The sequence below is a fragment of the Micromonospora trifolii genome, assembly GCF_022229005.1.
Lineage (GTDB): Bacteria > Actinomycetota > Actinomycetes > Mycobacteriales > Micromonosporaceae > Micromonospora > Micromonospora trifolii.
In genome coordinates this window covers 1-13,438 of the sequence record NZ_JAKKFD010000028.1, presented here as the reverse complement: position 1 = coordinate 13,438, position 13,438 = coordinate 1, and the positions used below count along the sequence as shown (strand labels likewise).

Genomic DNA, 13,438 nt, shown 5'->3' with positions numbered 1-13,438 from the left:
CCGGCTGAGCCGGCGGGCGCTGTCGTGTTCTCGGGTACGCGTCGAGCCCCGGGTATCGATCAGGTGGGTGGTCAGGCCCCGGAGGTGACCCGGTAGGCGTCGAAGACACCGTCGACCTTGCGGACCGTGGCCAGCAGGTGGCCCAGGTGCTTCGGGTCGGCCATCTCGAAGCTGAACCGGCTCACCGCCACCCGGTCGCGGGTGGTGGTGACGGTGGCGGAGAGGATGTTGACCCGCTCGTCGGAGAGCACCCGGGTGACGTCGGCCAGCAGCTTGTGCCGGTCCAGTGCCTCGACCTGGATGGCGACCAGGAACGTCGAGGCCGAGGTGAGCTTCCAACTCACCTCGACGACCCGCTCGGCCTGCGCGCGCAGGTCCTCGGCGTTGGCGCAGTCGTCGCGGTGCACGCTCACCCCACCGGAGCGGGTGACGAAGCCGAACACCGAGTCCGGTGGGACCGGGGTGCAGCAGCGGGCCAGCTTGATCCAGACGTCGCTGACGCCCCGGACCACCACGCCCGGGTCGCTGCTGCTCTGCCGGCTGCGCGGCGGCCGGGTGGCGACGGCGGTCTCGGCGATGTCCTCCGCCGCGCCCTCCTCGCCGCCGTACGCGGCCATCAGCTTCTGCACCACGGACTGCGCGGAGACCTGGCTGTCGCCGACCGCCGCGTAGAGCGACGCCACGTCGGCCAGGTGCAGGTCGCGGGCGATCGACATGAGCGCGTCGGAGGTGAGCATCCGCTGCAGGGGCATGCCCTGCTTGCGCATCGCCTTGACGATCGCGTCCTTGCCGGCCTCGATCGCCTCCTCGCGCCGCTCCTTGTTGAAGTACTGCCGGATCTTCGTCCGGGCGCGGGGGCTCTTGACGAAGCCCAGCCAGTCCTGCGTGGGGCCGGCCGTCTCGGACTTCGACGTGAAGATCTCGATCACATCGCCGTTGGACAGCGTCGACTCGAGGGGCACCAGCTTGCCGTTGACCCGCGCGCCGATGCACTTGTGCCCGACCTCGGTGTGCACCGCGTACGCGAAGTCCACGGGGGTCGACCCGGTCGGCAGCGGGATGACGTCACCCTTGGGGGTGAAGACGTACACCTCCTGGCTGGACAGGTCGAAGCGCAGCGCGTCCAGGAACTCGCTCGGGTCGGCGGCCTCACGCTGCCAGTCGAGCAGCTGCCGCAGCCAGGTCATCTCGTCGATGTGCGCGGGCGGGCCGACGATCTGGGTGCCCTTGTGCTCCTTGTACTTCCAGTGCGCGGCGATGCCGAACTCCGCGGTGCGGTGCATCGCGTACGTGCGGATCTGCATCTCCACCGGCTTGCCGGTGGGCCCGATGACAGTCGTGTGCAACGACTGGTACATGTTGAACTTGGGCATCGCGATGTAGTCCTTGAACCGGCCCGGGACCGGCTGCCAGTTGGCGTGGATGACTCCCAGCGCCGCGTAGCAGTCGCGAACCGTGTCGACCAGGATCCGCACGCCGACCAGGTCGTAGATGTCGTTGAAGTCGCGACCCCGCACGATCATCTTCTGGTAGATCGAGTAGAGGTGCTTCGGCCGCCCGGTGGTCTCCGCCTTGATCTTGGCGGCCTTCAGGTCGGTGCCGACCTTCTGCGTCACCTGCCGCAGCAGCGACTCGCGCTGCGGCTGGTGCTCCCCGATCAGCCGGTTGATCTCCTCGTAGCGCTTCGGGAAGAGCGTGCCGAAGGACAGATCCTCCAGCTCCCACTTGATCGTGTTCATACCGAGCCGGTGCGCCAGCGGCGCCAGGATCTCCAGCGTCTCCTTCGCCTTCTGCTCCTGCTTGGGGCGGGGCAGGAAGGTCAGGGTGCGCATGTTGTGCAGCCGGTCGGCCAGCTTGATCACCAGCACCCGCGGGTCCTTGGCCATGGCCACGACCATCTTGCGGATCGTCTCGGCCTTCGCCGCGTCGCCCAGCTTGACCTTGTCGAGCTTGGTGACGCCGTCGACCAGCAGGGCGACCTCGCCACCGAAGTCGGCCCGCATCTGGTCGAGGGTGTACTCGGTGTCCTCGATGGTGTCGTGCAGCAGCGCGGCGACCAGCGTGGTGGTGTCCATCCCCAGGTTGCCGAGGATCGTCGCCACCGCGAGCGGGTGGGTGATGTAGGGGTCGCCGGACTTGCGGTACTGCCCGGAGTGCCACCGCGCCGCAGTGTCGAAGGCGCGCTGGAGCAGCCGGGCGTCCGCCTTGGGGTGGTTGTCCCGGTGGCTGGCGATGAGCGGCTCCAGCACCTCGCTGACCTGGGAGGTCTGCCAGGGCGCGTTGAACCGGGCCAGCCGGGCCCGGACCCGCCGACCGGTGGGCGCGTTGGACAAGCCGAAGCCACCGCTGGGCGACGGGTCGATGCCGGCGTCGGTCGGGAACGGCACCACGACGCCATCGGCGCCGGGGGACGCCTCGGCGCTCGGCGGGCCACTGGTAGGACGCACCGCGCTCTCGCCGGAAGCCCTGCCGGAGCCGTTGCCGGTGCCCGTCACCCGGGCCGGCGCGTCGCCTGTCCGGTCGGTCACCGAGCCGTCAGCGTCGCCTGTCGGGTGCACCGTGCCCTCCGCCGGAGGGACGACATCGTGGGACACCGGCCTCCTCACCGCTCGCCGGAAACACGCCGGCCGAAGATCGGCCGACCTGGTCTCGCCCGCCGGACGGGTTACCGCCGGCGTCAGCAAAGGGCAATGCTACCCGCACGGACGGCCCCCTGCCGCTCCGCCGGACGGTCGGCGCCGGGTCCATCCGACGGCTCCGGGATCAAACGGTCAGCAGAGTATCGACCGGTTCAAACGGTCAACAGGGCGTGGACGGGACGCGGCGCCAGTCGCTCACGCCCACCCAGGAAACCGAGCTCCAGCAGCACTGTGAAGCCGCTGACGGTGCCGCCAGCCCGCTCGACCAGGTCCAGTGTCGCCTCGGCGGTGCCACCGGTGGCCAGCACGTCGTCGACCACCAGCACCCGGTGCCCGGCGGTGAAGGCGTCCTCGTGCACTTCGAGGGTCGCCTCGCCGTACTCCAACTCGTAGGACACCGAGTGCGCCGGGCGGGGCAGCTTGCCGGCCTTGCGCACCGGCACCACGCCCACCCCTGTCGCGTACGCGATGGCCGCCGCGACGACGAACCCGCGCGCCTCGATGCCGACCACCACGTCGAAGGTGTCCCGCCCGTGGTACGCGACGATTTCGTCGATCACCTCACGGAAGACCTTGCCGTCGGCGAACAGTGGCATCAGGTCCTTGAACATGACGCCGGGCTTGGGAAAGTCGGGCACGTCCAGCACCCGACTGGCGACCAGTCGGGCGACCTCCGGACCACTGTCCCCGTGCGCTGCGGCGCTGTGGGTCTCCGTCACGGCTTCTTCGCTCTCCTTCGACGACGAACGGCGTCCGGCAACAGCATGCCGGACGCCGCTCGGGTGTTTCCTGTCGGGTCAGCGCCGCTTGGCGCCACCCGGCCGGTTACCGCCGCCACCCGGGCGACCGCCCCGGGCACCGGTGGGCCGCTTGCCCGCCGGCCGAGCGCCCACCTTGGGGGCGGCACCGGCCAACTCGGCGGCGTCCTGGTCGACCGGCTCGTCGGTCACGTCGGCCTGGGCTGCCGAGCTCGCGGCGGCACCCTTACCGGTGACCTCGCCACGGGCGAGCCCGCCCCGCCGGGTCAGGACGCGCTTGTTGTGCGCCTGGATCCGCGGGTCGTAGTTCTTCAGCAGCGCCAGCAGCGGGGTGGCCACCAGGATGGAGGTCAGGAAGGCCACCGCCATGCCGACGAACAACACCAGACCGAGGTCCTTCAGCGTGCCGGCGCCGAGCAGGCCGGCACCGATGAAGAGCAGACCACCGACCGGCAGCAGGGCGACCACCGAGGTGTTCAACGACCGCATCAGGCTCTGGTTGATGGCCAGGTTGGACGCCTCGCTGTACGTCTGGTTGTTGTTGGCCGTGATGCCCCGGGTGTTCTCCTGGACCTTGTCGAAGACCACCACCACGTCGTAGAGCGCGAAGCCCAGGATGGTGAGGAAGCCGATGATCGTCGACGGGGTGACCTCGAAGCCGACAAGCGAGTAGATGCCGGCGGTGAGGATCAGGTTCGTGATCAGCGAGGCGACCGCGGCCACGGCCATCCGCCACTCGAAGCGCAGGATCAGGTAGACCATCACCAGCGCGATGAAGATGACCAGACCGAGCACGGCCCGTTCGGTCACCTGGCTGCCCCAGGCCTCACTGACCTGGTTGTCGCTGATCTGGTCGACGTTGATGCCGAGGTCCTCGGCGATCTGGGCCTTGACGGCGGTGGCCTGCTCGGCGGTGAGCTGCGGCGTGCGCAGCTCGTAGGAGTCGCCGCCCGGGCCGCCGACCTTCTGCGTGGTGGCCACAGTGACGCCGGTGTTCTCGGCGGCGAGGGCCGAGTTGACCTCCCGCTCGGCGTCGTCCAGGGTGCCGACGCTGGCCGGCACCTGGAACGAGTTGCCGCCGGCGAACTCGATGCCCAGGCTGAACCCACGGATCGAGAAGCTGAGGATCGCGATCAGGACCAGGATCCCGGCGACGCCGAACCAGAGCTTGCGCCGACCGACGATGTTGAGACCGGCTTCGCCGTTGTAGAGGCGGCTCGCCAGACCGTTTTCAGCCATCTCAGGCCTCCTTGGCGCGCGGGTTGCGGGGCTGAGTCGGCTGGTTGCGGGCCGGCAGTGCCCGGCCCAGACCGCTGACCCGCGGGGACAGGAACGCCTGGGTCCGGGCGAACATCGTCATGATCGGGTGGCGGAAGAGGAAGACCACCACCAGGTCCAGCACTGTGGCCAGGCCGAGCGCGAACGCGAAGCCCTTGACCGTGCCGACCGAGACCACGTAGAGCACCACAGCGGAGAGCAGGGTGATCGCGTTGGCCGAGATGATCGTCCGACGGGCCCGGATCCAGGCGCGGGGCACCGCGCTACGCGGGCTGCGACCCTCCCGGATCTCGTCTTTCAGTCGTTCGAAGTAGATGACGAACGAGTCCGCCGCCACACCGAGCGAGACGATCATTCCGGCGATGCCGGCGAGGGTGAGCGTGAAGCCGATCTGCCGGCCGAGCACCACCAGCGCGCCGAAGACCAGCAGCGCGGAGAGGATGAGGCTCAGGAAGATCACCGAGCCGAGCAGCCGGTAGTAGAAGAACGCGTAGATGATGACCAGCAGCATGCCGATGCCGGCCGCGAGCAGACCGGCGCGCAGGTGGCTGGCACCCAGCGTGGCGGTGACGTTCTGCGCCTCCTGCTGCTCGAAGGTCACCGGCAGCGCACCGTAGCGGAGCTGACCGGCGAGGGTGCTGGCGTCCTTCTGGGTGAAGGTGCCGGTGATCTGGGAGTTGCCGGTCAGCACGCCCTGGATCTCCGGGGAGGAGACGATCTTGTTGTCCAGCACGACGGCCACCCGGCACTTGCCGTCCTGACCCAGCGCGGTCGCGTCGCAGGCCTGGCCCTCGTTGTTGAACGCCTCACGGGTCAGCGAGGTCCACTTGCCCTGGCCGTCGCCGGTGAAGTCCAGGCTGACCACCCAGGCGTTGGTCTGGTCGAGCACCGCGTCGGCGTCGGACACGTCGGTGCCCTCGACCTTGGCCTGGTCGAGCAGGTACTTCGACGCCCCGTCCTCGCAGGAGACCACCTGCTGCTTCGGGTCGGAGATCGATGCCGGGGGGCGCTGGTCGAGCTGCGTGCAGCCGATCGTCGGCACGTTGAACTGCATCTGCGCCGGCAGCACCGCGACCTCCTGCGGAGACAGCGTGCCGAACGGCTTGAGCTTCTCGGCCAGCGACGGGTCGGCGGTCAGGTCGGCCGGGGCCTGCAGCCCGTTGGCGGCCTGCCACGCGGCGGCGCCGATCTTCTGCTCGATGGCCTTGCGCTGCTCCTCGATGCTGGCCGGCACCGGCTCGGCGCTGGCGCTGGGCGCGGCGGCGCTCGGCGAGGCCGTGGCGGACGCGGAGGGGGTCGGCGTGGCGCTGGGCGACGCCGGGGCCATTCCGCCCTGACCGCCGCTGGGCGACGAGGTCACCTTCGGCGACGCGCTGCCCGTCGGGGTCGGGGTCGCGGCGCCGGTCGGGGCGGCGCTACCGGACGGGGCCGGCGTGGCGGCGGGCGGCACGGCGGCCGTCCCGCTGCCGTCGGCGCCCTTGAGCACCTTGCGGAAGCGCAGCTCGGCCGCTTCGCCCACGTCGTCGAGGTTCCGGTTCTCACCGGGCAGGGAGATGACGATGTTGCGGTTGCCCTCGGTGACCACCTCGGCCTCGGCAACGCCGAACGCGTTGACCCGGCTCTCGATGATCTCGCGGGCCTCCTCGAGGTTCTCCGCCGTCGGGGGCTTGCCGTCGACGCTGTTGGTCGCCTCCAGTGTCACCCGCGTGCCGCCGATGAGGTCCAGGCCGAGCTTGGGCTCGAGCCGGTCCTTCCAGCTGCCGCTGGCGCCGGCGAAGAACACCAAAAGATAGAGGACCACGAAGATGAACCCGAGCACGGCGAGCTGCCGCCCGGGGCGCATCTGTCCCTGAGGTGGTGCCACGGCTGTCCTGTCTCCCTGTACGGTCGCGCCGCTGTCGCAGCGGCGGCGGTGTCGGGCCGGGGGTCCCGCCCGACGGGTCTGCCTTGAGCCGACGGAATGTCGACACGAGGACCAGGCACCCCGGCGCGGAACGCCGACGGTCACGGGAACGTGCCGACGCCCGGCGTCGACCCAACTATCCAGTTTTCACGTCTCGTCCGCTGCCCCGTCGGGGCGCCACGACCCGGAAGCCGGCCGACCGGCCGTACGCCGGACTCGCCGCTCCCGAGGGGAGGGGTCAGTCCTTGACGGTGTCCGCGTCCTCGGTGACCGGCTCGCTCGGCAGCTCCGCGCGGGTGACCACCCGCGCGATGGCCGGGCGGGCGTAGCGGGTCTGCACGCCCGGGGCGACCTCGATCAGGACGGTGTCGTCCTCGATGCCGGTGACCGTGCCGTAGAGCCCACCGATGGTCACGACCTCGTCGCCGGGGCCGAGATTGGACTGCATCGACTCCGCCTCTTTGCGGCGCTTCTGCTGGGGCCGGATCATCATGAAGTACATGACGCCAAAGAGCAGGGCGATCATCAGGATCGGCGTGAAACCGCCGGCCCCGCCACCCGCTGCTGCCAAATGCACGGTTACTGACCTTCCCATTGGCCACCTGCCCGGCACGTGGGTGCCGGAGCGGAGGCGGATTCTCACGTCCTGTACAGACCGCGGCGAAGTCTAAACCCTGCACCTGAGAACGCCGAATGCGGCACAGATCACGTTCACATCACGGCTGATCGACATCCAAGGAGAACAAGTCGGGCACAGGTGGACTATCCATACCAAATGTACCATTCGGCGGTGTGCGCCCCAGATGCCGCCAGGCGGCCTCGGTCGCCACCCGACCCCTGGGCGTACGGGCCAACAGCCCAGCCCGCACCAGGAACGGCTCGCAGACCTCCTCGACCGTGTCCGGCTGCTCCCCCACCGCCACGGCCAGGGTGGACAACCCGACCGGGCCGCCCCGGAACGAGTCGACCAACGCGCTCAACACCGCACGGTCCAACCGGTCCAGGCCCAACGCGTCCACGTCGTACACGACCAGGGCCGCGCGGGCGGTGTCGAGATCGACCACCCCGTTCGCCCGGACCTCGGCGTAGTCGCGGACCCGGCGCAGCAGCCGGTTCGCGATCCGCGGCGTGCCCCGGGACCGACCGGCGATCTCGATCGCGCCCTCCGGAGTGATCGGCACCCCCAGGATCCGCGCCGAACGGTGCAGCAGCGTCTCCAGATCCGCCGGCGCGTAGAAGTCGAGGTGCGCGACGAAGCCGAACCGGTCCCGCATCGGCCCGGTCAACAGGCCCGAACGCGTCGTCGCCCCGACCAGTGTGAACGGCTCGACGTCCAGCGGAATCGCCGTCGCCCCCGGCCCCTTACCCACCACCACGTCGACCCGGAAGTCCTCCATCGCGCTGTACAGCAGCTCCTCGGCCGGCCGCGCGATCCGATGGATCTCGTCGATGAAGAGCACGTCGCCCTCGGCGAGGCTGGTCAGGATCGCCGCCAGATCCCCGGAACGCTCGATCGCCGGGCCGCTGGTCACCCGAATACCCGCGCCCAACTCGGCGGCGACGATGTTGGCAAGACTCGTCTTGCCCAACCCGGGTGGACCGGAGAGCAGAATGTGATCCGGCGGCGACCCCCGCCGCATGGCGCCCTGCAACAACAGGTCGAGCTGGTCGCGCACCCGGTCCTGGGCGATGAACTCGGCCAGCCGCCTCGGCCGTACCGTGGCCTCCGCGTCCCGGTCGGCGTCGCTGACGTACGCCGAGACCAGCCCCTCGGTCTCGCTCATCGCGCGGCCCGCGTCGCCCGGGCGGCCCGGACGGTCATCGGGTGCGGCCCAGCAGTCGGATGGCCTGCTTGAGCAGGACCGGCACCGGCGGCGTCTCACCCTCGATCGACTCCGCCACCGCAGCCACCGCCTGATCGGCCTGACCGGCCGTCCAGCCCAGCCCCACCAACGCCTGGCGGACCTGGTCGGGCCAGCTGCCGCGGGTCACCCCGGCCACCCCGTCGGCACCGATCGGCACCGGGCCGATCCGGTCACGCAGCTCCAGCACCAGACGTTCCGCACCCTTCTTACCAATCCCGGGTACGCGGGTCAGGGCAGCCGTGTCGGCGTTGGCGATCGCCTTGCGGACCGCGTCCGGGGTGTGCACCGCCAGCACCGCCTGGGCCAGTCGCGGGCCGACCCCACTGGCGGTCTGGAGCAGCTCGAACAGCGACTTGGCGTCGTCGTCGGCGAAGCCGTAGAGAGTCAGCGAATCTTCCCGCACGATCAGGCTGGTGGCGAGCCGGGCGACCTGGCCGACCCGCAGCTCCGCGAGGGTCCCCGGGGCGCAGTGCACGGCGAGCCCGACCCCACCGACCTCGATCACCGCCTGGTCCGGGCCCGTCGCGGTCACCGTGCCGCGCACGCTGGCGATCATCGTGCTCCTCCTCGTCGTGCCCGGTCGGCCGCGGCGGCCAGCTTGGAACGGGTCCCGCCGCGCCACACGTGGCAGATGGCCAGGGCCAGCGCGTCGGCGGCGTCCGCCGGCTTCGGCGGCTCGGCCAGCCGCAACAGCCGGGTCACCATCGCTGTCATCTGCGCCTTGTCGGCTTGACCGGACCCGGTCACGGCCGCCTTCACCTCACTCGGGGTGTACGTCTGCACCGGCAGCCCGGCCCGCGCTCCGGCCAGCACGGCGATGCCACTGGCCTGCGCGGTGCCCATCACGGTACGAACGTTGTGCTGGCTGAACACCCGCTCGACGGCGACGCTCTCCGGTTGATGCTCGGCGACCAGTTTGTTCAGCGACCGGTCCAGGTGCAGCAGGCGCAGCGCCAGGTCGTCGGCCGGGTCGGTGTAGACCACGTAGTAGGCGACCAGGGTGCAGGGCCGGCCGGGCACACCCTCGACCACGCCCACCCCACATCGGGTCAACCCCGGGTCCACACCGAGCACGCGCACGCCGCCCCCTCCCCAGCCGTCAGCAGTACGTGTGTTCGACACCCTAACCGGCGCCCTTCCCACCAGCCCCACGGGACACGCCTTCCGCATCCTCGCCCTCGCCCTCGCCCTCGCCCTCGCCCTCGCCCTCGCCCTCGCCCTCGCCCTCGCCCTCGCCCTCGCCCTCGCCCTCGCCCTCGCCCAAGATCTGCGCAACTTCCCGGATGTTGCTGCCTCCGACACGCGAGAGACAGCAACATCCCTGATATTGCGCGGATCTTGACGACGACCACCGTGCCGACCGACCGGGAGCGGCCTTCGGGGCGCCCACTGCCGTCATGGTCACGCTCGATCCTGGATGTAGTGGCCACGACGAGTCGGGATGCCACTACATCCAGGATGTTGCGCGATCTTGCGGCACGCGGCGCGGCACGCGGCGCGAGGCGCGGCACGCGGCGCCGGCGACGCACGAGGCAGGGTGCGGCGGGGCGGCGGCGGGGTGGGAACGGGCGGGAGGGGCGGGTGGGACCACACAGCTTTGGTACGGAGTATGTGTCGCTGGCCCATGTGCCGGGGAGCACACAGCTCGTAACTTCTTGCGCCATGACGGCAGAACCCGTGGTGGTCCCCCACGTCGTGCAGGTCGACCTCTCCGGTCGGACCGCCCTGGTCACCGGGGGCGGCGGCGGTATCGGGCGGGCGTGTGCCCTGCGGCTGGGCGCGGCCGGCGCCAAGGTGATCGTGGTGGACCGCAACCTGGAGGCGGCCAAGGCGGTGGCCGCCGAGGCCGGTGGCCGGGCCGAGGGCGTGGACCTGTCCGACGCCGCGGCGGTGGATTCGCTCGACGTCGACGTGGACATCGTGGTGAACAACGCCGGGCTCCAGCACGTCGCGCCGTTGCAGGACTTTCCGATCGAGCGGTTCGAGTACATCCAGCGGGTGATGGTGGAGGCGCCGTTCCTGCTGATCCGCCGGGCGCTGCCGCACATGTACGCCCGGGGCTGGGGGCGGATCGTCAACATCTCCTCGGTGCACGGGTTGCGCGCCTCGCCGTACAAGGCGGCCTACGTCTCGGCCAAGCACGCGCTGGAGGGGTTGTCGAAGGTTGTCGCGTTGGAGGGCGCCGCGCACGGGGTCACCGCCAACTGCATCAACCCGGCGTACGTGCGTACCGCCCTGGTGGAGAGCCAGATCGCCGACCAGGCGGCCAGTCACGGCATCGACGAGGCCGAGGTGATCGAGAAGATCATGCTGGCCCGGGCCGCGATCAAACGGTTGATCGAGCCGGAGGAGGTGGCCGAGCTGCTGGCGTACCTCTGCTCGCCGCCGGCGGCGTTCATCACCGGGGCGTCGATCGCCCTCGACGGGGGCTGGACGGCCAACTAGTGGGGCTGAGCACAATGTCGACCATGTCTTCGCCGGTGGAGTTCCTGGAGCTGCTCGCCCGAGAGGCCGCGGCGGTCGAGTTCGAGGGACCGCTGGTGGCCGCGCGGGCCGCCGGGCTGCCGCCGGACCGGCTGGCCGAGCTGGAGCAGGCCAAGTCGGTGGCGTTGCGGGTGCGCGCGCTGCTGGAGCGCCGGCGCCGCCGGGAGAGCGAGCTGTCCGGCCTGTACGACACTGTCAGCGACCTGGCCGGGTTGCGCGACCTGGACGACGTGTTGCGGGCGATCGTGCACAGGGCCCGTCATCTGCTCGGCGCGGACGTGGCGTACATGACGCTCAACGACGACGAGCGGGGCGACACGTACATGCGGGTGACCGACGGGTCGGTCTCGGCGCGTTTCCAGCGGCTGCGCCTGCCGATGGGCGCCGGCCTCGGTGGCCTGGTGGCACAGTCCGGCGCCCCGTACGTCACAGCGAACTACGGCGAGGACGCGCGCTTCCACCACACCGGCGAGATCGACGCCGGGGTGGGCGAGGAGGGGCTGGTGGCGATCCTGGGGGTGCCGCTGCGGCTCGGCTCGACGTCGATCGGCGTGCTCTACGCGGCCAACCGTTCGGCCCGGCCGTTCGTCCGGGAGGAGGTGGCGCTGCTGGTGTCACTGGCCGCGCACGCCGCGGTGGCGATCGACACGGCCCGGCTGCTGACCGAGACCCGTTCGGCGTTGGCCGAGTTGTCGGCGGCGAACACCACCATCCGGGCGCACAGCAGCTCGGTCGAGCGGGCCGCTGCGGCACACGACCGGATGACGGCGCTGGTGCTGCGCGGCGGCGGTGTGGAGGACGTGGCGGCGGCGGTGACCGAGGTGCTGGGCGGCGCGCTGCTGGCGCTGGACGCCGAGGGCCGCCTGCTGGCCCGGGTGGGTGAGATCGAGGAGCCGGACCGCGCGGACATCGTCGAGGCGGTGGCCGCGTCCCGGACCGAGGGGCGCAGCGTGCGCCGGGGTCCGCTCTGGTACGCGGCGGTGGTGGCCGGCGCGGAGAACCTGGGCGCTCTGGTGCTGCGCCCGGACGACGAGTTGGTCGACGCCGACCAGCGCATCCTGGAGCGGGCCGCGTTGGTGACCGCACTGCTGCTGCTGTTCCGCCGGACGGTAGCGGAGGCGGAGGGGCGGGTGCGTGGCGAGTTGCTGGACGACCTGATCGCCCGCCCGCTGCGCGACACCGACGCGCTGCGCAGTCGGGCCCGTCGGCTCGGGGTGGACCTGGACGCCCCGCACGTGCTGGTGGCGGTGGGCGACGACGCGATCGCCGCGACCGGCTCGGCGCGCCAGCGGGTGCTCTCCTGGGCCACCACGTACGCCTCGGCGCGTGGTGGACTGGCCGCGGCGCGCGACGGCCGGGTGGTGCTGATGCTGCCGGGGTTGGACGCGGGCGGCAGCGCCCGCGCGGTGGCCCGGGACCTGTCCCGGGTGACCGGTCGTCCGGTGACCGCCGGGGCGAGTGGCCCGTCGAACACGCCGGCGGCGCTGGCCGGGACGTTTCAGGAGGCGGACCGGTGCCTGACGGCGCTGGGCGCGCTGGGCCGCGCCGGGCAGGGTGCGAGCACAGTGGAGTTGGGCTTCGTCGGTTTGTTGCTGGGCACTGTCGGTGACCGGGGCGAGAAGGACGTGACCGAGTTCCTCAGCGCCACCGTCGGGCCGGTGCTCGACTACGACGCGCGGCGCGGCACGGCTCTGGTGAAGACGCTGGAGGCGTACTTCGGGGTGGGTGGCAGCCTGGCCCGGGCCGCCGAGCAACTGCACGTGCACGTCAACACTGTGACCCAGCGGTTGGAGCGGGTCGGGCAGCTGCTCGGCGTCGACTGGCAGCGACCCGAGCGGGCGCTGGAGGTGCAGCTCGCGTTGCGCCTGCACCGACTGCGCGCACCGGCCGGCTGACCGACGCCGGCCAGCGGCACGAGGGCCGCTGGCCGAGCGCTCGGCGTCAGCGGGACCGGATGCCCTCCAGCACGGCGTCGACGACCCGTTCGGGCAGGGACTGCTCGTCCAGGTCCGGATTCCACTGGAGCACCCGCTGGATCAGCATCGGCCCGGTGAGCAGCGCCATCGTCACCTCGACGTCGATGTCGGCGCGGAGCACCCCCTCGTCGATGCCGCGCCGCAGCACCTCGCGCATCAGCTGCCGCCTCGGCGAGATGATGTTCTGGTAGAGCTGGAACTGGTCGGCGCTGCGGTTCACAGCGGGCGCCAGGCAGGGCATGATCTTGGCCGCCCGCGGGTCGACGTTCTTGCCGATCGCGCCGACCAGCAGCACCAGGTCGTCGCGGACGGAGTGGCCCGCGGGCTGCGCCATGACGCCCTTGAGGCGGCGCAACGCGTCCAGCAGCAACGCGTCCTTGCCGGCCCAGCGCCGGTAGATGGTGGCCTTGCCGACCCCGGCGCGGGTGGCGATCGCCTCGATCGAGAGCGCCTCGATGGTGCTGCCCTCGGCGAGCAGGTCGAGGGTGGCCTCGATGATCGCCTCGTCGGCGCGGATGCTCCGCGGTCGCCCGGG

12 protein-coding genes are annotated in these 13,438 nt (G+C 71.1%); 3 read left to right on the top strand and 9 right to left on the bottom strand.

Going from position 1 to position 13,438, the window contains the following annotated elements:
• Positions 1-71: 71 nt before the first annotated feature.
• The 8 genes from NIE79_RS18705 to ruvC all read right to left on the bottom strand — a co-directional run bounded on the left by NIE79_RS18705 (position 72) and on the right by ruvC (position 9,523).
• Positions 72-2,594 (bottom strand): RelA/SpoT family protein, encoded by a 2,523-nt coding sequence (locus NIE79_RS18705; RefSeq protein ID WP_238679794.1) that lies wholly within the window; start codon positions 2,592-2,594, stop codon positions 72-74.
• Positions 2,595-2,791: 197 nt separating this feature from the next.
• Complete coding sequence (locus NIE79_RS18700; protein ID WP_238679793.1) at positions 2,792-3,358, bottom strand: adenine phosphoribosyltransferase; 567 nt, start codon at positions 3,356-3,358, stop codon at positions 2,792-2,794.
• A gap of 78 nt (positions 3,359-3,436) precedes the next feature.
• On the bottom strand, positions 3,437-4,636 hold the full coding sequence (secF, locus tag NIE79_RS18695; RefSeq protein ID WP_238679792.1) for a protein translocase subunit SecF: 1,200 nt from the start codon (positions 4,634-4,636) through the stop codon (positions 3,437-3,439).
• Between the two features lies 1 nt (position 4,637).
• On the bottom strand, positions 4,638-6,539 hold the full coding sequence (secD, locus tag NIE79_RS18690) for a protein translocase subunit SecD (protein ID WP_238679791.1): 1,902 nt from the start codon (positions 6,537-6,539) through the stop codon (positions 4,638-4,640).
• Between the two features lie 277 nt (positions 6,540-6,816).
• A complete protein-coding gene (yajC, locus tag NIE79_RS18685; protein WP_238679790.1) occupies positions 6,817-7,173 on the bottom strand; it encodes a preprotein translocase subunit YajC in 357 nt (118 codons plus the stop codon).
• Positions 7,174-7,294: 121 nt separating this feature from the next.
• Positions 7,295-8,362 (bottom strand): Holliday junction branch migration DNA helicase RuvB, encoded by a 1,068-nt coding sequence (ruvB, locus tag NIE79_RS18680; protein ID WP_238679789.1) that lies wholly within the window; start codon positions 8,360-8,362, stop codon positions 7,295-7,297.
• A 34-nt stretch (positions 8,363-8,396) separates the two neighbouring features.
• On the bottom strand, positions 8,397-8,999 hold the full coding sequence (ruvA, locus tag NIE79_RS18675) for a Holliday junction branch migration protein RuvA (RefSeq protein ID WP_091401818.1): 603 nt from the start codon (positions 8,997-8,999) through the stop codon (positions 8,397-8,399).
• Positions 8,996-9,523 carry a crossover junction endodeoxyribonuclease RuvC gene (gene ruvC, locus NIE79_RS18670; protein ID WP_112584546.1) on the bottom strand — a complete coding sequence of 176 codons (528 nt, stop codon included), beginning with the start codon at positions 9,521-9,523 and terminating at the stop codon, positions 8,996-8,998. The genes ruvA and ruvC overlap by 4 nt, the downstream gene beginning before the upstream one ends.
• Positions 9,524-9,554: 31 nt before the next feature.
• On the opposite strand from ruvC, the gene NIE79_RS18665 reads away from it, so the two are divergent.
• The 3 genes from NIE79_RS18665 to NIE79_RS18655 all read left to right on the top strand — a co-directional run bounded on the left by NIE79_RS18665 (position 9,555) and on the right by NIE79_RS18655 (position 12,822).
• A complete protein-coding gene (locus NIE79_RS18665; RefSeq protein WP_238679788.1) occupies positions 9,555-9,785 on the top strand; it encodes a hypothetical protein in 231 nt (76 codons plus the stop codon).
• Positions 9,786-10,105: 320 nt separating this feature from the next.
• Positions 10,106-10,888 (top strand): 3-hydroxybutyrate dehydrogenase, encoded by a 783-nt coding sequence (locus NIE79_RS18660; protein WP_238679787.1) that lies wholly within the window; start codon positions 10,106-10,108, stop codon positions 10,886-10,888.
• Between the two features lie 14 nt (positions 10,889-10,902).
• Complete coding sequence (locus NIE79_RS18655) at positions 10,903-12,822, top strand: helix-turn-helix domain-containing protein (protein ID WP_145795539.1); 1,920 nt, start codon at positions 10,903-10,905, stop codon at positions 12,820-12,822.
• Positions 12,823-12,868: 46 nt separating this feature from the next.
• On the opposite strand, the gene NIE79_RS18650 is transcribed toward NIE79_RS18655, so the two are convergent.
• Positions 12,869-13,438: TetR/AcrR family transcriptional regulator (locus NIE79_RS18650; protein ID WP_238679786.1), on the bottom strand; the 570-nt coding region annotated here is incomplete at its 5' end.

Excerpts from the sequence above, each read along its gene's own strand:
- secF (WP_238679792.1), bottom strand. The coding sequence starts at position 4,636 with ATGGCTGAAAACGGTCTGGCGAGCCGCCTCTACAACGGCGAAGCCGGT.
- yajC (WP_238679790.1), bottom strand. The coding sequence starts at position 7,173 with ATGGGAAGGTCAGTAACCGTGCATTTGGCAGCAGCGGGTGGCGGGGCC.
- ruvB (WP_238679789.1), bottom strand. The coding sequence starts at position 8,362 with ATGAGCGAGACCGAGGGGCTGGTCTCGGCGTACGTCAGCGACGCCGAC.
- ruvA (WP_091401818.1), bottom strand. The coding sequence starts at position 8,999 with ATGATCGCCAGCGTGCGCGGCACGGTGACCGCGACGGGCCCGGACCAG.
- NIE79_RS18660 (WP_238679787.1), top strand. The coding sequence starts at position 10,106 with ATGACGGCAGAACCCGTGGTGGTCCCCCACGTCGTGCAGGTCGACCTC.
- NIE79_RS18655 (WP_145795539.1), top strand. The coding sequence starts at position 10,903 with ATGTCGACCATGTCTTCGCCGGTGGAGTTCCTGGAGCTGCTCGCCCGA.